Below are 22,735 nucleotides of genomic sequence, written 5' to 3'. Positions count from 1 at the left end.
GCCTTCTGGGTCACAACACCTCAGAAGGCCTATTTGTTATTTTAGCGAAGTAAGAATCGCTCCTGCGGCAATCATGACAACGCCGATGCCGTTCCAAAGCGTAATCTTTTCGCCAAGAAACAGGAAGGCCAGCGCAATAGCGAACACAACGCTCAGCTTGTCGATGGGACCAACCTGAGAGACGGTACCGACCTTAAGCGCAAGAAAATAAAACAGCCACGATAACGCGCCGGCCGTTCCGCTCATTGCGATAAAGGCTAGAGCTTTGCGCTGGGCTAAAATGTCACCCATTTGGCCGAATTTTCCCTGTACGGCGATGACAGCCAGAAGAAACAGGGCCATAATGACGGACCGCAGGGCGGTAGCGGAATTGGCGTCAAGATCCTTGAGGCCGATTTTGCCGAAGATCGATACCAGTGCGGCAAAAACAGCGGAAAGCAGCGCATAGGGAAGCCACATTTTATACGAACCTCCTCAGCCCTGAAGTAAGGGCTTGGTATTTGAGTATGGTTTAACCTTAATTGACGGAGATGATTCCGATAACTCTGCTTCGTCAAACGACTGTCTAATTAGGCTAGTCAACGTCAAAGAAAAGACTTGATTTATGAATGTTTTTCCTGTAGTATCAGGAAGTATCATTTTTGAGCCTGCGGACTTTCTAGACGCAGTTCGGCATGTATGTCCCGGTAGCTCAGTCGGATAGAGCATGCGCCTTCTAAGCGCACGGTCGGGGGTTCGAATCCCTTCCGGGACGCCAGTTCGTATAATTATGTCCATTTTAATAAATGCCAAAAAGCCTGTAATCCCTTGTTAATCAAGGAATTACGGGCTTTTTTGAATCTTTTTTTCACTCAGTTTAAGCGATTTAAATGGCGGCTCTTAGGTTATGGACGGTAACAAAGGTTCTGCCGGAATCAATCCTATAAGGTTTGCTCCCGAAAGATTCAACCTGGATTGTTTGCGTTGGGTCCAAGGTAAATTCGACCTTCATTGTAACTCTTAGAGTTCCAATGGTATCTCCCGGCAACGGGCCCGATACTACGTCGAAGGTCACGATTGCAGTACTGGTCGTTGGAAATGGAGTAACTCGTAACAATACTTCAAACGAGTGTTTTTGACTGGGGTAAATCGTTACTGGGACAGGCCGTTCAAAGTCTCCCTTGAGACTCGTGGAGATTAATATAAGCGATGTTGTTTCGTTATAAATATTAAAGCCGCGAGTAGCTTGTATTTCTGATGAATCGCCGTTCCTGTTCAGTAACGGACTACAAAAGAGGCTCACGACAATGATTAGCAAAATGAATAAAACAAGAATTATGGCTGAGTCCATCCCAACACCTCCTGATGCATTTATACCAACATATGTGAGAGCAATAGATTGGTACGGGCTTCAGCGCGTATCAGGTATATTAGTCAATTAGCGGCAGCTACAATCTTTTTTTCAGCGCCGCAGGCCGGAACCGTAATTTTTCCTTTTAACTTGCTCGTGTTATAATGTAGCCAACTTTGGTGAAATAAGGTCGTCACAGAAGATGAGGCGGTGGTAGCATTACGACATCCAATGATTCTCCCCGCGGGGAAAAAGACAACCTTTACCTGTTTCCGAATACGCTGGATCTTTATCAGGAGCAGCTGACCCGAATGCTGGAAGCGGAGCAGTACGGAGAAGCCAAGCGCATGCTCCAGTTTCTGCTTCAATGCCGGGGAGAGGATCAGCGGCATTATGAAGAGTGGGGCAATCTGCTCGCCTGGCTGGAGATGGCCTTTCCCGAAAGCGGAAGCCAGGGTGATGAAGAGGAGGATGATCCCGACGAGGACGATTTGCGCCAATCGGCATTGACACCCTCGAATCAGGATGAATCCTACGTGCAGCAGGTATTGTACATAATGAAAAACCATCCGATGCTGGATCAGCAGCTGCTTGCGCTGGAAAGGGCGGCCCATTTGCGGAGCCCCGAGGTGGATACGGCGATCCGGGAATGGCTGGAGCAAGAGTCGCTGCATCCCGTCGTGCAGTTCAAAGCGCTGCAATGTCTGCGCCGGAGAGGCGATTCAGGCCCGCTGCGGCTTGAGAGGCTTGGCGAAACGGCTGAGCTTGAGATTGACCGGGTTCCGCTTGAGCTGGACGATTACCCGGAGCCGGTGCGCCGGATTCTTGAACGGGTGGAAAGCGTGACGGAGACGATGGATCCGACGCTGCCTCATTTTGCCCGCGAGCTCTGGAAGGAATGTCTGCAGTATTTGTACGGAAGCTCCGCTTACACCCGGATGCTGAGCGAGGAAGAAGCGGTCGTCGACAGTTATGCTGCGGCGCTGCATCAGACTCTTCTGCTTGCCGTGTACGGATCGGCCGACGAGGACGAAATTAGGCATACATACGGCATTACCGATGAGCTCCGCTTCCGCTACGAGCAGGCAAGCCGCTCCATGAGGCAAATTACGGATTTGCAGGAAGGTTACGGAGAACACTAGGCGGCTTGTAATCATGCGGCTAGTTGATTATAATGGAATGGTTTATTACAACGTGGATAATCGGCGCTTGGCGCCTATTTTTTGGAGGGGAAAGCATAAATGACAGCTACTTGGGAGAAAATAGAAACGAACGTCGTTTCCATCGACGTTGAGGTTAGTGCAGAGCAAGTTAAGGACGCGATTGATCAAGCGTTCAAAAAAGTGGTAGGCCGCGTAAATGTACCTGGCTTCCGCAAAGGCAAAGTGCCTCGCTCCATTTTTGAATCCCGCTTCGGCGTGGAAAGCCTGTACCAAGATGCGATCGACATCCTTCTGCCAACGGCTTACTCCGATGCACTGAAGGAAACGGGCGTAGAGCCAGTTGACCGCCCTGAAATCGACGTAGAGCAATTCAGCAAAGGCCAATCGTTCAAGTTCAAAGCAAAAGTAACGGTTAAGCCTGAAGTAAAGCTCGGCGAGTACAAAGGCATTGAAATTCCAGCAGCAAACAGCGAGGTTTCCGAAGAGGAACTGGCGGCTGAGCTGGAGCGTCTGCAGCAGCGTCATGCTGAGCTCGTCGTTGTTGAAGAAGGCGCAGCGGACAAAGGCGACACGGTTGTCATCGATTTTGAAGGCTTCGTAGACGGAGAAGCTTTTGAAGGCGGACAAGCTGAGCGTTATTCCCTGGAGCTTGGTTCGAACTCTTTCATCCCTGGCTTCGAAGACCAGCTGATCGGTCTGGCTACAGGCGATTTCAAGGATGTTGAAGTTACGTTCCCGGAAGAGTACCATGCGGAAAACCTTGCCGGCAAACCAGCGGTATTCAAAGTGAAGCTGCATGAAATCAAGCGCAAAAACCTGCCGGCTCTTGACGACGAGTTCGCCAAAGACGTTAGCGAGTTCGACACGCTGGACGAGTACAAACAAGACCTGTCCGCCAAGCTGAAAGAGCGTAAGGATAAAGAAAACGAGCAAGCCCGCGAAACGGCTCTCGTCGACGCAGCTGCAGCTAAAGCTGAAGTTGAAATTCCTGAAGCGATGATCAACACCGAGGTAGATTTCCTGCTGCGCGACTTCGAAAACCGCATCAAACAGCAAGGTCTGAACATGGAGCTGTACTTCCAGTTCTCCGGCCAGGACGAGGCTGCTCTGCGCGGCCAAATGCGTTCCGACGCTGAGAAGCGTGTTCTGAATAACCTCGTGCTTGACGCGATCGCTAAACAAGAGTCCATCGAAGTATCCGAGGACGAAGTAAACGAAGAGCTGGAGAACCTTTCCAAGATGTACAACCGTCCTGCTTCCGAGCTGCGCGACATTTTTGAGCGCAACGGCAACCTGGACAACATGAAGGAAGATCTGAAGCTCCGCAAAACGATCAAATTCCTTTCCGACAACAGCAAAGTGGCATCGGAAGTCGCTTAAGTCGCCTTCTATGCAATTCCGTAAGGCACGTCTTCGCACGTGCCTTATTTTTACCACTGGGAACGACATAATGAACGGCACCTGCGCTCTGCAGGAATGGGGACGAGTCCCCTTACATAAGAATGGAACACAGCGCGGACTGCCTCGAGCCGGCAAAAATGACAGAGGCGCTCAGGCGTGCTAGAATGAAGTTGTATCTGAACTCCAAAGCGGAAAGTAGGTTGGTCGCATGAATTTGGTACCGATCGTAGTCGAACAAACAAATCGCGGTGAGCGTTCTTACGATATCTATTCCCGTCTTCTCAAAGACAGGATTATTTTCTTGGGCAGCGCAATCGACGATGATGTTGCGAATTCCATCATTGCCCAGCTGCTATTCCTGGCGGCCGACGATCCGGAGAAAGATATTCACCTGTATATCAACTCTCCCGGCGGTTCGGTAACTGCGGGTATGGGTATCTTTGATACAATGCAATTTATTAAACCGGATGTGTCGACGATCTGTGTCGGCATGGCGGCGAGCATGGGCTCCCTGCTGCTCACGGCAGGCGCCAAGGGCAAACGTTTCTCGCTTCCTAACAGCGAAGTGATGATTCATCAGCCGCTCGGCGGCGTCCGCGGCCAAGCCTCGGACATCAAGATCCATGCGGATTGGATTATCAAGACGAAGCAGAAGCTCAACCAGATTTACGTCGAACGCACCGGCCAGCCGTATGAGAAGATTGAACGCGATACCGACCGCGACAATTTCCTCAGCGCCGACGAAGCTCTCGCTTACGGGCTGATTGATAAGGTTGTCAGCGTTCCGGAAGCGGGTATTTTGTAACATCTTCCTTGAAGGGGTGATCCAGTGTTTAAATTCAACGAAGAGAAGGGCCAATTGAAGTGCTCTTTTTGCGGTAAGTCTCAGGACCAGGTCCGCAAGCTCGTAGCAGGTCCTGGCGTTTATATATGCGATGAATGCATCGAGCTCTGCACGGAAATCGTGGAAGAGGAGCTTGGACATGAGGAAGAGCTTGACCTCAAGGACATTCCAAAGCCAAAAGATATCCGGGCGATTTTGGACTCCTACGTTATCGGCCAAGAGGCGGCGAAGAAATCCCTGAGCGTAGCGGTTTACAACCACTACAAGCGGGTCAATTCGCAGAACAAGCTTGAGGACGTTGAGCTGCAGAAGAGTAACATTATGCTGGTCGGCCCTACGGGCTCCGGCAAAACGCTGCTCGCGCAGACGATGGCCAAAATCCTCAATGTTCCGTTTGCGATTGCCGACGCAACTTCCTTGACGGAAGCCGGTTACGTGGGCGAAGACGTCGAGAACATTTTGCTGAAGCTGATTCAAGCTGCCGATTACGATGTGGAGAAGGCTGAACGCGGCATCATCTACATCGACGAAATCGATAAAGTAGCCCGTAAATCCGAGAACCCGTCCATTACGCGCGACGTATCGGGCGAGGGCGTGCAGCAGGCATTGCTCAAAATTCTCGAGGGCACGGTCGCTTCCGTTCCACCGCAAGGCGGACGTAAGCATCCTCACCAAGAGTTCATTCAAATCGATACGACGAATATTCTGTTCATCTGCGGCGGTGCATTCGACGGCCTTGAGCAGATCATCAAACGGCGTATCGGCAAAAAAGTCATCGGTTTCAACACCGGCGGCGATGGCACAAAAGATATGAAGGCGGGCGAGTACCTGTCTCTGGTACTGCCGGAGGACTTGCTCAAATTCGGTCTCATTCCGGAGTTCGTCGGACGTCTTCCAGTCATCTCGACGTTGGAGCCGCTTGACGAAGCTGCGCTTGTCCGCATTCTGTCCGAGCCGAAAAACGCTCTGGTAAAGCAGTACCAGAAGATGCTTGAGATGGACAACGTCAAGCTGGAGTTTGAAGCCGAGGCTCTTGATGCAATTGCGAAGGAAGCGATTAAGCGCAACACCGGCGCCCGCGGCCTGCGCGCCATTATCGAAGGCATTATGCTGGAGATTATGTACGAGGCGCCTTCCCGCGAGGAGCTCAGCACCTGCGTCATTACCGAAAAGGTTGTGCAGGATAAAGTAATTCCTGAGCTTACCGCCAAAAAAGGCAAGAAAAAAGAAGAGAGCGCCTGATCTTAACGCTTTAACGGCATAGGATGACGGCTGCACCGTCAAACCCGTCATCGTTCCACCTTACCCGGCTTTTGACCAGCCGGGATGGGGTGGACTTTGGCATTTCATAGGGAGAGATGACGTTTATGTATTCTCGCAAGGATACTGTCCCCGTCCGCGTCGGAAATCTGACCATCGGCGGCAGCAACGAAGTAATCATCCAGAGTATGTGTACGACCAAAACCGCAGATGTGGAAGCGACCGTTGCCGAAATTCTCCGTCTTGAGGAAGCTGGCTGCCAGGTCGTGCGTGTGACGGTCAACAATAAGGAAGCGGCTGAAGCAATCAAGGAAATTAAAAGCCGCATTCATATTCCGCTTGTTGCAGACATTCATTTCGATTATCGTCTAGCGCTTCTTTCAATTGAGAACGGCGTCGACAAGGTCCGCATTAATCCCGGCAATATCGGACGGCGCGAGAAGGTAGAAGCCGTCGTTAAGGCATGTAAAGAGAAGGGCATTCCGATTCGAATTGGCGTTAATGCCGGCTCGCTGGAGAACCATCTGCTGGAGAAATACGGCTATCCGACGCCGGAGGCCATGGTAGAGAGCGCCTTGTTCCACATTGGCATTTTGGAAGAGCTGGATTTCCACGATATTATCGTTTCCTTAAAAGCTTCTGATGTGCCAATGGCAATTGCTGCGTACAGCATGGCAGCGGAGAAAATCAAGTATCCGCTTCACCTTGGCATTACCGAGGCGGGCACTCTGCATTCCGGCACGATTAAAAGCTCCGCCGGTATCGGCGCGCTGCTGGCAATGGGCATCGGCAACACGGTGCGCATCTCGCTTAGCGCAGATCCGGTCGAGGAAGTAAAGGTTGCGCGGGAGCTGCTCAAAACGTTCGGCCTGATCACGAATGCGGCGACGCTCATTTCCTGTCCGACCTGCGGACGTCTTGACATCGACCTGTTCTCCATCGCGAACGAAGTGGAGGAGTACATTTCGAAGATCAAAGTGCCGATTAAAGTTTCGGTGCTCGGCTGCGCAGTCAACGGCCCTGGTGAAGCGCGCGAGGCCGACATCGGCATCGCCGGCGCACGCGGCGAAGGTATGCTTTTCCGCTACGGAGAGATGATTCGCAAAGTGCCTGAGGCAGAGCTGCTGTCCGAGCTCAAAAAAGAAATCGACGAGATCGTCCGGGTGTTTGAGGAAACGGGAGAAATTCCGGGTCGTAAAGAGCATTTGCCGGCATAACACTTAGGAACCGTTCCGCCATTTGGGCTGAACGGTTTTTTTGCATAGGTCTGGATTTAGCTTGCGGATGATTCGGAGAATGGTGGAACAGAGGCTGCATTTAAATAAGAATCTTTGACAGGAGGGTTCCCGTATGGACGGAATCATGCAGCTGCTGAAACAGAAGGCCGAAAAGACGCTGAAAACGAAAGCGCCGATGTCTTATTCCAATTACGGGTTTGGCTTGCTCGGCTTGCTGCTGACCCGGGTCGCTGGTGCCGCTGCAGCAGCTGCTGCATAAGCGGCTCTTTGGGCCGTTAGGAATGAACCTCACAACAGTCGGGGCTCCGGAAGGAGCCGCCGGGGAAGTGCTGCCGGTCTATCGCAGCTCCGGCGCTCCAGCCAAACATTGGACGTTCACGGAAGCGATGGACGGCGCAGGGGCGGTATGTTCATCAGCCGCCGATATGCTTCGGTATGTCGAAGCCCAGCTTGAAGCGGCAGCGGCCGGGCCGCATGCGCAGCCTTCTTCAGCGGAGCCGTCGGAAACGGAACAGCCGTCAATGGCAGGTCAATCCGCAGACGCTGGTGAAACTGTTTTACGCGCGCTAAAGGCTTCGCAGCAGGAGCTGGAGAACTTCGGCAAAGGAACCGCGCTTGCCTATGCCTGGATTATCCGTTCCGAAGCGGACGGCAGCCGGACGTATTGGCATAACGGCGGTACCTACGGCTCCAGCAGCTTCATTTCCTTTAATCCGCAGCATGAAGCCGGACTTGTGGTGCTGTCGAATCGCGGGCCGTCCGTTATCAGCCAGCTTGCCCCGTTAATCGGCCTGAAGCCGATGTCCGCCGATCTGCTTGGGGCGGAGCTCGGGCGGATGTTGTACCGGAATTAAATTTTGCTCAACGTTTCCCCGAATTGCTTCCGAAACGACTAACTCCTGCCGGTACAGGCAATACTATCCGGTATGGGTCTTTTATTCCGGTAGCTTGAGAGGAGCGGATGAGCATGACATTAAGTTTATTTTTGATGCTGGTGCAGGTATTTTTCGCAGTCGTAATCGGGGTGTACTTTTGGAATATGCTGCGCAGCCAGCGCACGAACAAAACGGCTGTAGACAAGGAGTCGCGCAAGGAAATGGATAAGCTGCGCAAGCTTCGTTCGATTTCCTTGACCAAGCCGCTGGCTGAGAAAACGCGCCCGCAAACGATGAACGACATCGTCGGGCAGCGCGACGGATTAAGGGCGATGAAGGCGGCTTTGTGCAGCGCCAACCCTCAGCATGTTATCGTTTATGGTCCGCCGGGGGTAGGGAAAACGGCTGCGGCGCGCGTTGTGCTTGAAGAGGCGAAGAAAAATCCGACTTCACCGTTTTTGGCCGAGGCCAAATTTACGGAAATTGACGCTACGACAGCCCGCTTTGACGAGCGGGGCATTGCCGATCCGTTAATCGGCTCCGTTCATGATCCGATCTATCAGGGAGCGGGTGCAATGGGTGTTGCCGGGATTCCGCAGCCTAAACCAGGCGCAGTGACCAAAGCACATGGCGGCATGCTTTTTATTGACGAGATCGGTGAATTACACCCGATTCAGATGAATAAATTGTTAAAGGTGTTAGAGGACCGCAAAGTTTATTTGGAGAGCGCCTACTATCACTCCGAGGACCCCAACATTCCGATGTACATCCATGATATTTTTCAAAATGGCCTGCCCGCCGATTTCCGGCTTGTCGGGGCAACGACCCGTTCGCCGCAGGAGCTGCCTCCCGCGCTTAGATCGAGGTGTATGGAAATCTATTTCCGGCCGCTGCTGCCGGAGGAAATCGCCGAAATCGCCGACAATGCCGTCAAAAAAATCGGCTTTGCTCCGTGCCCGGAAGCAGTTGGCGTCGTGAAACGTTATGCTACAAATGGACGCGAAGCGGTTAATATTATACAACTGGCGGCTGGACTCGCTCTTTCCGAGAAGCGTGAAACGATTAGCGCGGCCGATATTGAGTGGGTCGTCAACAGCAGCCAGATTCCGCCGCGCCCGGACCGCAAAGTTCCGTCCGCTCCGCAGGTTGGCTTCGTAAACGGCCTTGCCGTATACGGACCGAACATGGGCACGCTGCTGGAAATTGAGGTCAGCGCTATCCCGACCGCAGCGGGCAAAGGAAGCTTCACGATTACCGGCGTTGTGGACGAAGAGGAGCTGGGCGGCGGACAGCGCACGCTGCGCCGCAAAAGCATGGCTAAAGGCTCGGTGGAAAACGTCATCACGATGCTCCGCCGTACAGGGCTTCGTCCGCAGGACTACGATCTGCACATCAATTTCCCTGGAGGCACGCCGATTGACGGGCCGTCCGCCGGCGTGGCGATGGCGACGGCGATTACCTCGGCTATTCGCGGTATTCCGGTTGATCACACGATTGCCATGACGGGTGAGGTCGGCATTCACGGCAACGTTAAGCCGGTCGGCGGAGTGCTGGCGAAGGTAGAAGCCGCTTTTCAAGCCGGAGCGCTTACCGTCTACATTCCGAAGGATAACTGGCAGGCTATTTTTGCCGACCTGAACGGCCTTAAGGTCATCGCCGTCGATCGTGTCGAGGAAATTTTCAGCGATCTGTTTCCTGGAGAGAGCAAGCTCGATGAGGCGCAGGAGCTGCCGCAAATCGCAGATTTGTTCATGACGCCGCAAGTTCCTTATTTGCAGGCGGATTCCCGAGAATGATACAATAGGAAGACTATCTTAAGGTGGGAGGAATTGGCATGGGACCTTCCAAAGGAAGAGGCCGTCGACTGCCGCTGCTCCCTCTGCGGGGCCTTCTTGTTTACCCCAGCATGGTGCTACATCTCGACGTAGGAAGAGATAAGTCCGTCAAGGCGCTCGATCGGGCTATGCTCGATGATCATATGATTTTGCTGTGTTCCCAGTCGGAGGTCAACATTGAAGAGCCGACAGAGGAGGATATTTACCGGATTGGCACCATTGCCAAGGTGCGGCAGATGCTCAAGCTGCCTAACGGTACGATCCGCGTTCTCGTCGAGGGCGTAACCCGGGCGGAGATTCAGGATTATTTACCGGAAGAGGAATTTTATGAGGTTTCAATCATCGAGCTTCCGGAGGAGGAATCCACCGATCCCGAGATCGATGCGCTGATGCGTACGGTATTGAGTCAATTCGAGCATTACATCACCTTGTCCAAAAAGGTGACCCCGGAGACGCATGCCGCTGTTTCCGACATCGACGAGCCAGGGCGGCTCGCCGATGTGATTACCAGCCATCTGTCGCTCAAAATCAAGGACAAACAGGAGATTCTGGAGACGGTCGATGTGAAAGCCCGTCTCGAGAAGCTGCTGGATCTGCTCGGCAACGAGCGCGAGGTGCTGGAGCTGGAGCGTAAAATCAGCCAGCGCGTCAAAAAACAGATGGAGAAAACCCAGAAGGAGTATTACCTCCGCGAGCAGATGAAGGCGATCCAGAAGGAGCTTGGCGACCGCGAAGGCCGCGCCGGCGAGGTGGAAGAGCTGCGGGCTCAGATGGAAAGTGCGGAGCTGCCCGAAAAAGTAAAAGAGAAGGTTGTCAAGGAAATCGACCGTCTCGAAAAAATGCCGGCGTCCTCCGCTGAGGGCGGCGTCATCCGCAATTATATCGATTGGTTGTTATCGCTTCCATGGAGCAAAAAGACCGAAGATCATCTGGACTTGGCAAAGGCCGAGGAAGTGCTGGAAGAGGATCATTACGGACTGGAGAAGCCAAAGGAACGGGTGCTGGAGTATTTGGCTGTCCAGCAGCTGGTCCGCAAGCTGAAAGGTCCGATTCTATGTCTCGTCGGCCCTCCTGGCGTCGGCAAAACGTCGCTGGCTCGTTCGATTGCGAAGTCGCTGGGCCGCGAGTTCGTAAGGATCTCGCTTGGCGGCGTGCGCGACGAGGCGGAAATTCGCGGCCATCGCCGCACCTATGTCGGCGCTATGCCGGGAAGAATTATTCAGGGCATGAAAACGGCCGGTTCGATGAACCCTGTGTTTTTGCTTGATGAGATCGACAAGATGGCATCGGATTTCCGGGGCGATCCCGCATCCGCCATGCTTGAGGTATTGGATCCTGAGCAGAACAGCACGTTCAGCGACCATTTTATTGAAACGCCGTTTGATCTGAGCTCCGTTATGTTCGTAACGACGGCGAATGCGCTGCATAACATTCCGCGTCCGCTGCTGGACCGGATGGAAGTGCTGTATATTCCGGGTTATACGGAGCTGGAAAAGCAGCAGATCGCCCGCCGCTACCTGCTGCCAAAGCAGAAGCGGGAGCACGGGCTGCAGGAGGAGCAGCTGGAGCTGGAGCCAGAGGCGCTGATGGCGCTGATTCGCGAGTATACCCGCGAGTCCGGCGTACGTAATCTGGAGCAGCAGGTCGCTTCTATTTGCCGGAAAGCCGCCAAACGGTTTGTTTCGGAGCCGGACAGCGGATCGCTTAACGTCGATGTGCCGCTGCTCAAGGAATGGCTGGGACCGGCTAAGTTCCGCTACGGGCTTGCCGAGGCTGAAGATCAGATCGGCGCGGTGACGGGCCTGGCCTGGACCGAGGTCGGCGGAGACACCTTGGTTATTGAGGTGACGGTGCTTCCGGGCACTGGCAAGCTGACGCTTACCGGCAAGCTTGGCGACGTGATGAAGGAGTCTGCGCAGGCGGCGTTCAGCTACACCCGCTCCCGGGCGGAGGAGCTGGAGCTTGACCCGCAGTTCCACGAGAAAAATGACATCCACATCCACATACCGGAGGGAGCAATCCCTAAGGACGGCCCATCTGCCGGCATTACGATGGCAACGGCGCTTATTTCTGCTCTTACGGGCCGCAAGGTTAGCAAAACCGTTGCGATGACGGGAGAGATTACGCTGCGCGGCAGAGTGCTGCCGATTGGCGGACTGAAAGAAAAGTCGCTGGCCGCGCATCGCGCCGGCATACGCAAGGTGCTGCTTCCGGCCGATAATGAGCGGGATCTGCGCGATATTCCGGACAGCGTGCGGGGCGATATGGAATTTGTGCCCGTGGCTCATATGGATGAAGTGCTGAAGCACGCGCTGCTGCCGAAAGGCGCTCCGGCGGAAGACGCAAGCGGCGATGTGAACGAAGAGAAAGCAGGTACGCCGATTTTATGAAAATAACGAATGCCGAATTTATTATCAGTGCGGTTCAACCGCATCAATATCCTAGTGACGCCTTGCCGGAGATTGCTCTGGCAGGGCGTTCCAACGTTGGCAAGTCCTCGCTCATCAATAAGCTGATTCTCCGCAAAAATTTGGCGAGGACAAGCTCCCAGCCGGGAAAAACCCAGCAGCTCAACTATTACCGCGTGAATGAAGCGGTGTATTTCGTCGATTTTCCGGGATACGGTTATGCCAAAGTGTCCAAAACGGAGCGCGAAGCGTGGGGGAAAATGATCGAACGTTATTTGCAAAACCGGGAAGAGCTGAAGCTGGTTCTGCATGTCATCGATATTAGGCATGATCCGTCCAAGGACGATGTGCTGATGTTCAACTGGCTTAAGCATTATGGGATTCCGATGTGCATTGTGTGCACAAAAGCGGACAAAATTCCGAAAAGCCAATGGGAGAAGCACAAAAAAGCCGTTAAAACGACGCTTGGCGCAGATGCCCGCGACCGTCTCGTTTTATTCTCCTCCGAAACGGGTATGGGAAGAGAAGAACTATGGGATGTAATTAAGGATTCGGCCGGATTTGCGAGCGAAGAGCAGCAAGGAATGACGGAATCGTAAGGAAACTGTATTCTGATTCGGTCCAATCGCGGCTGGCAGCGGATAATTCTAAAATTCGGCTGATTATCAGAGGCGGCTGGCAGGAAACGGCGCGCTAAATCACGTATAATGGTAGTAAGAAAGTAAATTTTAGCCTGCAAGCTGCAGCGTCCCTTTTTCAAAACAAAGAATTGAGGAGATTCATATGGCTCAGCGGATAGCCACCGAATATGTTCATGCCAAACTGCAACTGACCCGTGATGAGATGACCCGTTTTTTCCGTTTTATCAAGGAGCAGCAAGTGCGCTTTAGCGTCATGGTTCTTGAAAACGGCAGCCAAGAGGCGGTTCTCGAAGACAACGCAGGGAGGGAAAAGGTCCGCTTTGTTTTTCAGCAGGAAGACGGCCAGTTTATTTGCGAGTGGTCCTGCCGGATTACGCAGCCAGCGCTGACCAATGTTATGCGCAAGGTTGTGTCGGCATTCAAGGGCGACGCGGTCGTCAATCGGATTTACAGCCATTATACGATGACTTACCATTATCAGGCCGGTGCGGTTCAGCGCATTACGGAACAGAATGATGCGGGCTCCCGTGTCGTGTACCAGTTCAAGGATACGCTGGGCGAGATGGAGCGCACGTTCCGCATGAATACGGTCGAGAACGAGATTGACTGGCTGAAGCGGGCGGTTAACCGGCTGCTTGATCAGCGGATTGCTGCGGGTACAGATGAGGACAAACAAAAGATTGATTTGCAGTTGTCCGAGATGTCCAGCCGGCTGTTTGCTTTAGAGGCTTAGTTTTTCGGATTTCGAAACATCTAGACCCGCTTTGGACCGCCTTTTCAGAAGGCGGTCCTTTTCATTTTAATGCTCATAAGAAAAACGGGTGCGCTCAATCAATCCTTTACCGAAAAAAAGGTTGCAATTCAATGGGATAGATGTTATTTTTAATTTCGTTGAAAAAACCCAATATAGGAACCAGGATTCACTCAGGACATGGATATGTTGCGAGAGAGAGTTATCCCTCGGGAAGTGAATGACGTAGGTCCTAGCGGATGAAATTTTTAATCATTTTATTCCTAGGAAGGGGGAACCGGAAGATGGAATACTCAACTTTCGGAAGACATGTTGCGGTTGATGCTTGGGGAGTAGATTTTGAACTCATTAACAAGGCAGAGTTTCTGCAAGCCCACATGGTAGAGGCGGCGGAAGCATGCGGCGCATCTGTGCTCTCGGTTCAAGCTCAGCAATTTGAACCTCAAGGCGCAACGGTACTGGTACTCTTATCAGAGAGCCATCTCTCGATTCACACGTATCCAGAAAAAGGCTTTGCCGCGCTTGATTGTTACACCTGCGGCGAGACGGTGGATCCGCAGCTTGCGATCGATTATATGCTGGCTGTTCTGAAGCCTAAAACAACTCACGCCAAGAAGCTGATCCGCGGAATGGGCGAGCTTCAAGTCGTAGAGCCGGAAATGAAAGCAACCGAACTGGTTTAATAGACCGGAACTCTGTACAAATAACCATGGGGTCTCCCATGGTTATTTTTTTTGAACGAACCGCAAGCGCTTGTGGCGAAGCAGGTTGACCGGTGTCGAATATGGGATAAATGCTGTCCTATTCCAACCGTGGAATAGAAAGCCAGCAACGGGTCAACACTAATGGTGGAATCGTAACAGAGTGCTGTCCGGATGAGGGCGGCCTTCAAAATTCCGTCATAAATCGTGTCAAATGTGCTTGTCGAACTATGCTATACTAGTGAACGAACCTTTATGGGAAGGCGGTGATGTCACATGCACATTGTTGTGGTCGGTCTTAATTACCGGACAGCTCCGGTTGAGGTGCGCGAGCAATTCGCGATTTCGGACAAGGAGCTTCCGCGCGCCGTCGAGGCGCTGAAAGCGACCCCTAGCATTCTTGAATGTGTCATCGTCGCGACCTGTAACCGGACGGAGCTGTATGCGATCGTGGATCGCCATCAGCTCTGCGCGCACCATATCCGCTCCTTCATGGAGCAGTGGTTTCGCCTGCCGCGTCAGGACTTCACCAATCATTTATATATGTACGAGGATGACCGGGCGATCGAGCACTTATTCCGTGTTACGAGCGGTCTGGATTCCATGGTCATCGGCGAAACGCAAATTCTGGGGCAGGTGCGCAATGCGTGGCTGCTTTCCCAGCAAAAGCGGGCGACCGGCACGATTTTTAATATGCTGTTCAAACAGGCGGTTACGCTGGCGAAAAACGCTCATTCCGAGACGTCGATCGGCGAGTCGGCTGTGTCGGTCAGTTATGCGGCCGTTGAACTCGGCAAGCGTATTTTCGGCCAGTTCAACCGCAAAACGGTCATGATTATCGGCGCGGGCAAAATGAGCGAGCTTACGGCCAAACATCTCTACTCCAACGGAGCGGATCGTGTGTTTGTCGTCAACCGTACCTTTGACCGGGCGGCAGAGCTGGCAGAGAAATTTAACGGCATTCCGTGTTCGATGGAAGAGGCGCAGCGGAGGCTTCATGAAGCGGATATTATTATCAGCTCTACTGGCGCTTCCGGTTACGTGCTTCGCCGTGAACAGGTTGCAGCGGCTATGCAGCGCCGGCGTTCGCGTCCGATGTTTATGATCGATATCGCTGTGCCGCGCGATTTGGACCCGGGCATTGCTTCGGTCGATAACGTATTCCTTTATGATATTGACGATCTGGAGGGCATTGTGGAAACGAATCTGGAGCACCGCCGTCAGGAAGCCGAAAAAATCGAATTGATGATCGCTTCCACGCTGGACGAGTTCCATCAATGGTACCGCACGCTTGGGGTCGTTCCGCTCATTCGTTCCCTTCAGGAAAAAGCGGATGACATTCATCGCCAGACGATGGACAGCCTTTCCAAAAAGCTCCCCGGACTGGATGATCGGGAGCTCAAGGTCATTCAGAAGCTGACCAAAAGCATGCTGAATCAGATGGTTCAAGATCCGATTCACGGAATTAAAGAGCTGGCGGGCGAGAGAAAGGCGGACGAGGCCATGGAGCTGTTCGCCAAGCTGTTTGCCCTGGAGGAGCCTGCATCGGAGCCGGAAGCTGCAAAAGGCGACCCCTCCGCCGCCCGCACGGGCGGAGTCAAATCCACACTCGCGGTCGTGACGCCTTAAGCTTCGCCGGCCGCACCGCGGTCTAGCCCTGCATCTTTATTAGGACAGGAGGGCGCAATGGCCACCACATACTGGTTATATGATACGATTTTGTATATATACGCCCTGAGCCTTCTGTTTTACTTCTCGGACTTCGTCGATGCGAACCGGAGAGCGAAGCGGATGGGCGCAGGGCTGCTTGTGTTCGTATGGGTACTGCAAACTGCGTTTGTGCTTGAGCGGATTTGGGAGCATATGGACATGACGTTGTTCTCGCGGTTTGAATATTGGCTGGGCGTCTCCTGGCTGCTGCTTACCGCATCTCTTGTGATAAGCCGGTTTTTCCGGATTGAATTCATCGTTTTTCTCGTTAATTTGATTGGCTTCAGCGTTTTGGCGCTGAATTTGTTCAGCAATCAGAATTCCGAAATTCCGCTTGAGCCGTGGAAGCTGGCGCAGGAGCTGCTCATTTTACATATCAGCCTTGTGCTCTGTTCCTTCGCCGCTCTGGCGATTGCCGCCGTGTTCTCAGGCATGTACCTGTTCCTGCATGGAAGGCTGAAATCGCGCAAATGGAGCCGCTCCCTGGCAAGGCTGCCCAGTCTTGACCAGCTTGACCGTTTCTCGTACAGGCTGGTGCTAATCGGCGTGCCTTTGCTGGCGCTTTCGTTGTCGGTAGCCGTTTCTTCGGTCATTGTGGAGGACAGGCTGAATTATCTGTTTGACTGGAAAGTCATTACCTCCTTTGTGGCGCTGATCTTTTACGGTTTTTATCTGTTTAAAAGAGCGGTTCAGCATAAACCCGGCATGGAAGCTGCACGCTGGAATCTGATCTGTTTTGCTCTGCTTGTGCTGAATACGATGATTAATCCGATATCGGATTTTCACCGCTGGTCCTGACCCCATTCTTAATGAGGAGGCGCTTCATGATGGAAGGTTATCCTGTCGTGCTTAGGCTGCAGGGCAGAGATTGCCTCATTGTCGGGGGAGGCGGGGTCGCTGAACGCAAGGCGCTTGCACTGCTGGAGGGCGGAGCGGACAGGCTTACGGCGGTCAGTCCAACATTCACGACGGCGCTGTTAACACTTGGGGCGGAAGGAAGGCTGTCGCTCCTGCACCGAGACTATGAAGACGGGGACGCCGAAGGCCGGTTTCTCGTTATTGCCGCAACCGATAAGGACAGCGTGAACCGGATGGTCGGTTTCCAGGCCGAAGCGGCAGGGTCGCTGTTCAGCGATGCATCTAGCGGTCAGCAGGGAAGCTTCACCTCCTCTGCGGCGGTGCGAAGCGGCGGTTTGCTGCTTACGGCACATACGGGAGGAGAGGCTCCAGCGCTGGCTGCTGTTGTGCGCGAGGAGCTGGAGCTTCTTTACGGGCATTCGCGTTATGAAGAAGCAGTGAAGCGAATGGGAGAGCTGCGCCGCAGGCTGCACGATGAGGGAATGCCTGCTGCCGAACGCCGGGAGCGGCTTCGAGCGGAAGCAAGGCGGCTAGCGGATTGGGCCGCGGACGGCAGGAGTCGGGACGCCGAAGATAAGCGTCAGTAGAGTGCTGTACCACGAATCGGAGGGCTGATCATTGGCGGAGCGGCCCGTTTTCACCGAGCCTCTAAGAAGTCTGTGAGCAATAAATCGGTAGAGTAGAGTTCTCATACAGGAGGGTCAGCAGCATGTTGCATGAATCTGCGGAATACCGCACCATTGTCGTCGGTACGCGGCAAAGCGCGCTGGCGTTAACCCAGACGGGCCAGGTCATAGATGCGCTTAAGCAGCTCAGCGAAAAACACGGGCTGAATTATCAATTCGAAATCCGCAAAATTGTGACAAAGGGCGACCGGATTCTCGACGTCACCTTGTCCAAGGTAGGAGGCAAAGGGCTGTTCGTTAAAGAAATTGAACAGGCTTTGCTTGACGGGGAAATCGATCTGGCCGTGCACAGTATGAAGGACATGCCGTCCGAGCTCCCCGAGGGCTTGATTAACGGCGCGGTGCCGAAGCGGGTTGATCCAAGGGACTGCCTCATTACGCGCAGCGGAGGCGGTATTGAGGAGCTGCCGCGCGGTGCGGCAGTTGGCACGAGCAGCCTGCGGCGCGCAAGCCAGCTGAAAGCTTTTCGGCCGGATCTGGACATTCGCTCTATTCGCGGCAACATTGATTCCCGCATTCGCAAGCTGGAGACGGAAGGGCTTGATGCCATCGTACTGGCTGCTGCCGGTTTACAGCGGATGGGCTGGGAAGACCGCATGAGCGCGCCAATCGGCGTGGACATTTGCTTGCCTGCAGTTGGACAAGGTGCGCTCGGCATTGAATGCCGCGGCAACGACGCCGAGGTTTGTGAGCTGCTTGCTCTTCTGAATGACGCGGACACGGAGCAGACCGTAAGGGCGGAGCGGACGTTTCTCGGGGCTCTTAATGGCGGCTGCCAGATTCCAATCGGCGCGTTTGCCGTTATTACCGAACGGGACGAGCAAGGTCCTCTGTTTATGCTGACGGGAATGGTAGGAACCCCGGATGGATCGACTATTCTAAAAGAAATTCGCAGCGGACGAAATCCGGAGCAGCTTGGTCTGGAAGTGGCGGAAGCGCTTCGCGATCAAGGAGCGGACCGCATTTTAGCGGACATCGGGGGCTGACATGTCAAAGGGGATCGTTTATTTGGTCGGCGCGGGGCCGGGAGACCCCAAGCTTATTACGGTGCGGGGAATGGAACTGCTTTCCCGCAGCGACGTTGTTGTATATGACCGTCTGGCAAGTCCAAGGCTGCTGCGCAAGCTGAAGCCGGGCGCCGAAAAGATCTACGTCGGCAAACTGCCTGACCGCCATACGATGAAGCAGGAGGAGATCAACCAGCTGCTGGTTGATCTTGCTTTGCAGGGCAAAATTGTCACCCGTCTAAAGGGCGGCGATCCGACGATTTTTGGCCGTGTCGGAGAGGAGGCCGGGCTGCTTGCCGAGCATGGCATTCCATTCGAAATTGTGCCGGGAATTACATCGGCCATTGCCGTGCCTGCCTATGCCGGCATGCCGGTAACACACCGCGATCATGCCTCATCCTTTTCCGTTATAACCGGTCATGAGAGCCCGGATAAGCTGGATCAGAGCATTTACTGGGACAAGGTTACGAATGCTACGGGAACTCTTGTGTTTTTGATGGGCGTTGCCAAAATCAGTTATATCAGCGAACAATTGATTAAACACGGCCGCGACCCAGGAACTCCTGTAGCGCTCGTCCGCTGGGGAACGAGGCCGGAGCAGCGGACGCTGACCGGCACGCTCGGGGATATTGCGGACAAAGTGGAGGCTGCTGGTTTTAAGCCGCCGGCCGTTATCGTTGTCGGTGAGGTTGTTAAACAGCGTGAAACGCTGCAGTGGTATGAGCGCAAGCCGCTGTTCGGCTGCCGTGTGCTCGTCACCCGTTCCCGCGATCAGGCCGGTACGCTGTCCGATCTCATAGAAGAGATGGGCGGAGAGCCCTGCGAATTTCCGGTCATCGAGACGGTTGTTTTGTCTGGAGCGGAAGTCGATGAGTCTTTTCAAGCGGCTCTCGAGCAGGCTGGCGGATATCAGTGGATGTTTTTCACGAGCGTCAACGGCGTAGAGCATTTTTTCCGGCGTCTGACGGAAGCCGGCGGCGATATCCGCAAATTCCATCAAGCCCGTATTGCAGCCGTTGGCCCCAAGACGCGTCAAGCGCTGCAAGAGAAGGGGCTGCAGGTCGAGGCGCTGCCGGGATCTTTTCAAGCGGAAGGAATGCTGGATCATCTGGATCATCTGCTGCAGCCCGGACAGAAGGCTCTGTTCGTAAAAGGCGCGCTCGCCCGCGGCACGCTGCAGCGGGATTTGGAGCGGCGCGGACTGCAAACGGACGCGCTGACGTTATATGACACGCTGCTGCCTGAAGAGCAGGACGATTATGCTCTAGAGTGCCTGCGCGAAGGCCGGGTGCAGGCGGTTACGTTTACGAGCTCCTCGACGGTAACCAATCTGCTGGAAATGCTTCGCCGCGCTGGTGAAACCGATCCGCAAAAGCTGCTGGCCGGCTGTGAAATTGCCGTAATCGGCCCGATAACGGCGCAAACCGCCCGCGAGGCGGGGTTAGAACCGACCGTGCAGCCGGAAGAGGCGACGATGGAGTCGCTGGCCGCTTCGCTTGCGCTGCGGATGGCTGGGCGCCGTTTGGAGCAGCAGGATCATTAACGATTGAGTCCGCGGGAAAGGCGGCGGCATGCTGCCGCCGCCTTTTTTGAGCACTGCGGTTTTGCGGCCTGAGTGCGCATTTTGCTGAATAAATGCCGCCGTAAGCTTATGTATGAATGCTAACGCGATTTATTTTAAGGAGGCTGTATGTATGACTTTCCCACTCGTAAGGCACCGCCGTCTGCGCCGTACTTCGGTGCTGCGTTCCATGGTGCGCGAAACGGTTTTGTCGGCCAACGACTTCATCTATCCGGTATATGTCATTCACGGAGCAAATAAAGAGGAGGAAATTTCCTCCATGCCGGGCGTTTTCCGTTACTCGCTGGACCGTCTGGAGGCGGAAATTCGCGATATCGTGTCACTCGGAATTCCATCGATCATGCTGTTTGGCATTCCCGAGCATAAGGATGAAACAGGCACCTCAGCCTATGACAGCAGCGGTATTGTGCAGCAAGCTACCCGCAAAATAAAGGAGTGGGCGCCGGAGCTGATCGTTATGGCCGATACTTGCCTGTGCCAATTCACCGATCACGGACACTGCGGCATCGTGCGCCAAAACGAACAGACCGGCGATGCTGAGGTCGACAATGACCCTTCGTTGGAGCTGCTCATCCGTACAGCCGTGTCCCAAGCGGAAGCTGGTGCCGATGTTATCGCTCCGTCCAATATGATGGACGGCTTTGTTGGAGCCATCCGAGCCGGACTGGATGAAGCCGGCTTTCATGATATTCCGATTCTGTCCTACTCCGTCAAATACGCCTCCGCTTACTACGGACCGTTCCGCGAGGCTGCTCATTCCGCGCCGCAGTACGGTGACCGCAAATCGTATCAGATGGACCCGGCCAACTTCCGCGAAGCACTGCGCGAGGCGGATACGGACGTAGCCGAAGGCGCGGACATGCTCATGGTCAAGCCGGCTCTAGCTTACCTGGATGTTGTGCGCGCATTGAAGGAAAACTTCGATCTGCCGCTGGTCGCTTACAACGTCAGCGGCGAGTATGCGATGGTTAAGGCGGCGGCTGCCAACGGTTGGGTCGACGAGCAAAAAATCGTGCTGGAAACGCTGCTTGGCATGAAACGCGCTGGAGCGGATCTGATCATTACGTACCACGCCAAGGATGCGGCGCGGTGGCTAAGGGAGGTTTAAGGCTGATGAGCGAGTTTACGGAAAAGACAAACATGGGGGCTTTTGGACGGAAGGACGATACTAAGTCCAGCTCCGCCTTTGAAGAGGCCAAGCAGTATATTCCCGGCGGCGTCAACAGCCCTGTTCGCGCCTTCAAATCCGTCGGACTGACTCCGGCGTACATGGAGCGCGGCGAGGGACCGATTGTACATGACATTGATGGAAATCAATACATCGATTACATCGGCTCATGGGGGCCGCTCATTGTGGGCCATGCCCATCCCAAGGTTGTCGAAGCCATCAAACGTACGGCTGAAAAAGGCACCAGCTTCGGCGCTCCGACGCTGCTGGAAACGGAAATGGCCAAGCTTGTATGCGAGCGCGTGCCATCCTGCGATATCGTGCGAATGGTCAATAGCGGCACGGAAGCGACGATGAGCGCACTGCGTCTTGCGCGCGGATACACGGGCAGAAGCAAGATTTTAAAATTCGAAGGCTCTTACCATGGACATGCCGACAGCCTGCTCATCAAAGCCGGCTCCGGCGTTGCAACGCTGGGCCTTCCGGACAGTCCCGGCGTGCCGGAAACGGTCGCTTCGCATACTATTACGGTCCCGTACAACGACTTGGAATCGGTCAAGCTGGCGTTTGAGAAATTCGGAGAGCAGATTGCTTGTATCATTGTTGAACCGGTTGCGGGCAATATGGGCGTTGTGCCGCCGCTGCCGGGTTTCCTGCAAGGGCTGCGCGACGTAACGACGCAGTTCGGCAGCCTGCTTATTTTCGACGAGGTTATGACCGGCTTCCGCGTTCACTATAACTGTGCGCAAGGGCTGTACGGCATTACGCCGGATCTGACCTGTCTTGGCAAAGTCATCGGCGGAGGCCTGCCGGTTGGCGCTTACGGCGGACGCCGCGACATTATGGAGCGCATGGCTCCTGCCGGACCAATCTATCAGGCGGGCACGCTGTCGGGCAATCCGCTGGCGATGGCTGCGGGATATACAACGCTCAGCCTGATGACGCCGGAGGCGTACGAGCTGCTGGAGCGGCTGTCGGTGCGGCTGCAGGCTGGCTTTGAGGACAATGCGCGCGAAACAGGCGTTCCGGTTACGATCAACCGTGTCGGCTCCATGGTATGCCCGTTTTTCAACGAGCAGCATGTCATTAACTTTGAAACGGCTCAAGCCAGCGATTTAGGCCGCTTCCGCAGTTACTTCAGCTCCATGCTTGAACTTGGGGTGAGCATTGCTCCTTCGCAGTACGAGGGCATGTTCGTCTCCACTTCGCATACGCCGGAGCTGATCGACCGCACGATTGAAGCGAATCGTGAAGCGCTGCGCCGTTTATAACGTTGG

Annotated in this window: 20 protein-coding genes and 1 tRNA gene; 20 read left to right on the top strand and 1 reads right to left on the bottom strand. The window is 54.2% G+C overall.

Features of this window, described 5'->3' with window-relative positions:
• Nucleotides 1-36: 36 nt before the first annotated feature.
• Nucleotides 37-459, bottom strand: a complete 423-nt coding sequence (locus tag M3223_RS05180) for an EamA family transporter (RefSeq protein ID WP_251559635.1) — start codon at nt 457-459, stop codon at nt 37-39.
• 221 nt (nt 460-680) lie between these two features.
• Between M3223_RS05180 and M3223_RS05175 the strand changes: the two genes are divergently transcribed.
• The 20 genes from M3223_RS05175 (at nt 681) to hemL (ending at nt 22,729) form a co-directional block, all read left to right on the top strand.
• A tRNA-Arg gene (locus tag M3223_RS05175) sits at nt 681-757 on the top strand.
• Nucleotides 758-1,641: 884 nt separating this feature from the next.
• The gene (locus tag M3223_RS05170) at nt 1,642-2,472 is read left to right on the top strand and encodes a hypothetical protein (RefSeq protein WP_251559633.1); all 831 of its coding nucleotides are present in this window, start codon (nt 1,642-1,644) and stop codon (nt 2,470-2,472) included.
• 99 nt (nt 2,473-2,571) lie between these two features.
• Nucleotides 2,572-3,873, top strand: coding sequence for a trigger factor (gene tig / locus M3223_RS05165; protein WP_251559631.1), 1,302 nt, complete (start codon nt 2,572-2,574; stop codon nt 3,871-3,873).
• Between the two features lie 229 nt (nt 3,874-4,102).
• Nucleotides 4,103-4,699, top strand: coding sequence for an ATP-dependent Clp endopeptidase proteolytic subunit ClpP (clpP, locus tag M3223_RS05160; RefSeq protein WP_251559629.1), 597 nt, complete (start codon nt 4,103-4,105; stop codon nt 4,697-4,699).
• A 24-nt stretch (nt 4,700-4,723) separates the two neighbouring features.
• A complete protein-coding gene (clpX, locus tag M3223_RS05155) occupies nt 4,724-5,980 on the top strand; it encodes an ATP-dependent protease ATP-binding subunit ClpX (RefSeq protein WP_251559627.1) in 1,257 nt (418 codons plus the stop codon).
• A 125-nt stretch (nt 5,981-6,105) separates the two neighbouring features.
• On the top strand, nt 6,106-7,215 hold the full coding sequence (gene ispG, locus M3223_RS05150) for a flavodoxin-dependent (E)-4-hydroxy-3-methylbut-2-enyl-diphosphate synthase (protein ID WP_251559625.1): 1,110 nt from the start codon (nt 6,106-6,108) through the stop codon (nt 7,213-7,215).
• A gap of 133 nt (nt 7,216-7,348) precedes the next feature.
• Complete coding sequence (locus M3223_RS05145) at nt 7,349-7,495, top strand: hypothetical protein (RefSeq protein ID WP_251559623.1); 147 nt, start codon at nt 7,349-7,351, stop codon at nt 7,493-7,495.
• 22 nt (nt 7,496-7,517) lie between these two features.
• The gene (locus tag M3223_RS05140; RefSeq protein ID WP_251559621.1) at nt 7,518-8,090 is read left to right on the top strand and encodes a beta-lactamase family protein; all 573 of its coding nucleotides are present in this window, start codon (nt 7,518-7,520) and stop codon (nt 8,088-8,090) included.
• Between the two features lie 113 nt (nt 8,091-8,203).
• The gene (gene lonB / locus M3223_RS05135) at nt 8,204-9,907 is read left to right on the top strand and encodes an ATP-dependent protease LonB (RefSeq protein ID WP_251559619.1); all 1,704 of its coding nucleotides are present in this window, start codon (nt 8,204-8,206) and stop codon (nt 9,905-9,907) included.
• 38 nt (nt 9,908-9,945) lie between these two features.
• Nucleotides 9,946-12,336 (top strand): endopeptidase La, encoded by a 2,391-nt coding sequence (gene lon, locus M3223_RS05130; RefSeq protein WP_251559617.1) that lies wholly within the window; start codon nt 9,946-9,948, stop codon nt 12,334-12,336.
• Complete coding sequence (yihA, locus tag M3223_RS05125) at nt 12,333-12,953, top strand: ribosome biogenesis GTP-binding protein YihA/YsxC (RefSeq protein ID WP_251559615.1); 621 nt, start codon at nt 12,333-12,335, stop codon at nt 12,951-12,953. The genes lon and yihA overlap by 4 nt, the downstream gene beginning before the upstream one ends.
• Before the next feature lie 184 nt (nt 12,954-13,137).
• Entirely contained in the window at nt 13,138-13,728 is a 591-nt protein-coding gene (locus M3223_RS05120) for a non-ribosomal peptide synthetase module (RefSeq protein ID WP_251559612.1), read from the top strand.
• Nucleotides 13,729-14,030: 302 nt separating this feature from the next.
• Nucleotides 14,031-14,429 (top strand): adenosylmethionine decarboxylase, encoded by a 399-nt coding sequence (gene speD, locus M3223_RS05115; protein ID WP_251559610.1) that lies wholly within the window; start codon nt 14,031-14,033, stop codon nt 14,427-14,429.
• Between the two features lie 294 nt (nt 14,430-14,723).
• Nucleotides 14,724-16,076 carry a glutamyl-tRNA reductase gene (hemA, locus tag M3223_RS05110; RefSeq protein ID WP_251559608.1) on the top strand — a complete coding sequence of 451 codons (1,353 nt, stop codon included), beginning with the start codon at nt 14,724-14,726 and terminating at the stop codon, nt 16,074-16,076.
• A 57-nt stretch (nt 16,077-16,133) separates the two neighbouring features.
• Nucleotides 16,134-16,955, top strand: coding sequence for a cytochrome C assembly family protein (locus tag M3223_RS05105; protein ID WP_251559606.1), 822 nt, complete (start codon nt 16,134-16,136; stop codon nt 16,953-16,955).
• A 26-nt stretch (nt 16,956-16,981) separates the two neighbouring features.
• A complete protein-coding gene (locus tag M3223_RS05100; RefSeq protein ID WP_251559604.1) occupies nt 16,982-17,602 on the top strand; it encodes a precorrin-2 dehydrogenase/sirohydrochlorin ferrochelatase family protein in 621 nt (206 codons plus the stop codon).
• Between the two features lie 122 nt (nt 17,603-17,724).
• Entirely contained in the window at nt 17,725-18,687 is a 963-nt protein-coding gene (hemC, locus tag M3223_RS05095; protein WP_251559602.1) for a hydroxymethylbilane synthase, read from the top strand.
• A 1-nt stretch (nt 18,688) separates the two neighbouring features.
• Nucleotides 18,689-20,251: a uroporphyrinogen-III C-methyltransferase gene (cobA, locus tag M3223_RS05090; RefSeq protein WP_251559600.1), complete on the top strand. Its 1,563-nt coding sequence runs from the start codon at nt 18,689-18,691 to the stop codon at nt 20,249-20,251.
• Between the two features lie 151 nt (nt 20,252-20,402).
• Entirely contained in the window at nt 20,403-21,398 is a 996-nt protein-coding gene (gene hemB / locus M3223_RS05085; protein WP_251559599.1) for a porphobilinogen synthase, read from the top strand.
• Between the two features lie 5 nt (nt 21,399-21,403).
• Nucleotides 21,404-22,729, top strand: coding sequence for a glutamate-1-semialdehyde 2,1-aminomutase (gene hemL, locus M3223_RS05080; RefSeq protein ID WP_251559597.1), 1,326 nt, complete (start codon nt 21,404-21,406; stop codon nt 22,727-22,729).
• The last annotated feature ends 6 nt before the right edge of the window (nt 22,730-22,735 follow it).

Source organism: Paenibacillus pasadenensis (assembly GCF_023715725.1).
Lineage (GTDB): Bacteria > Bacillota > Bacilli > Paenibacillales > Paenibacillaceae > Paenibacillus_O > Paenibacillus_O pasadenensis_A.
This window is presented reverse-complemented; position numbering and strand designations above follow the sequence as displayed.

Excerpts from the sequence above, each read along its gene's own strand:
- M3223_RS05180 (WP_251559635.1), bottom strand. The coding sequence starts at position 459 with ATGTGGCTTCCCTATGCGCTGCTTTCCGCTGTTTTTGCCGCACTGGTA.
- M3223_RS05170 (WP_251559633.1), top strand. The coding sequence starts at position 1,642 with ATGCTGGAAGCGGAGCAGTACGGAGAAGCCAAGCGCATGCTCCAGTTT.
- tig (WP_251559631.1), top strand. The coding sequence starts at position 2,572 with ATGACAGCTACTTGGGAGAAAATAGAAACGAACGTCGTTTCCATCGAC.
- clpP (WP_251559629.1), top strand. The coding sequence starts at position 4,103 with ATGAATTTGGTACCGATCGTAGTCGAACAAACAAATCGCGGTGAGCGT.
- ispG (WP_251559625.1), top strand. The coding sequence starts at position 6,106 with ATGTATTCTCGCAAGGATACTGTCCCCGTCCGCGTCGGAAATCTGACC.
- M3223_RS05145 (WP_251559623.1), top strand. The coding sequence starts at position 7,349 with ATGGACGGAATCATGCAGCTGCTGAAACAGAAGGCCGAAAAGACGCTG.
- M3223_RS05140 (WP_251559621.1), top strand. The coding sequence starts at position 7,518 with ATGAACCTCACAACAGTCGGGGCTCCGGAAGGAGCCGCCGGGGAAGTG.
- lonB (WP_251559619.1), top strand. The coding sequence starts at position 8,204 with ATGACATTAAGTTTATTTTTGATGCTGGTGCAGGTATTTTTCGCAGTC.
- lon (WP_251559617.1), top strand. The coding sequence starts at position 9,946 with ATGGGACCTTCCAAAGGAAGAGGCCGTCGACTGCCGCTGCTCCCTCTG.
- yihA (WP_251559615.1), top strand. The coding sequence starts at position 12,333 with ATGAAAATAACGAATGCCGAATTTATTATCAGTGCGGTTCAACCGCAT.
- M3223_RS05120 (WP_251559612.1), top strand. The coding sequence starts at position 13,138 with ATGGCTCAGCGGATAGCCACCGAATATGTTCATGCCAAACTGCAACTG.
- speD (WP_251559610.1), top strand. The coding sequence starts at position 14,031 with ATGGAATACTCAACTTTCGGAAGACATGTTGCGGTTGATGCTTGGGGA.
- hemA (WP_251559608.1), top strand. The coding sequence starts at position 14,724 with ATGCACATTGTTGTGGTCGGTCTTAATTACCGGACAGCTCCGGTTGAG.
- M3223_RS05105 (WP_251559606.1), top strand. The coding sequence starts at position 16,134 with ATGGCCACCACATACTGGTTATATGATACGATTTTGTATATATACGCC.
- M3223_RS05100 (WP_251559604.1), top strand. The coding sequence starts at position 16,982 with ATGATGGAAGGTTATCCTGTCGTGCTTAGGCTGCAGGGCAGAGATTGC.
- hemC (WP_251559602.1), top strand. The coding sequence starts at position 17,725 with ATGTTGCATGAATCTGCGGAATACCGCACCATTGTCGTCGGTACGCGG.
- cobA (WP_251559600.1), top strand. The coding sequence starts at position 18,689 with ATGTCAAAGGGGATCGTTTATTTGGTCGGCGCGGGGCCGGGAGACCCC.
- hemB (WP_251559599.1), top strand. The coding sequence starts at position 20,403 with ATGACTTTCCCACTCGTAAGGCACCGCCGTCTGCGCCGTACTTCGGTG.
- hemL (WP_251559597.1), top strand. The coding sequence starts at position 21,404 with ATGAGCGAGTTTACGGAAAAGACAAACATGGGGGCTTTTGGACGGAAG.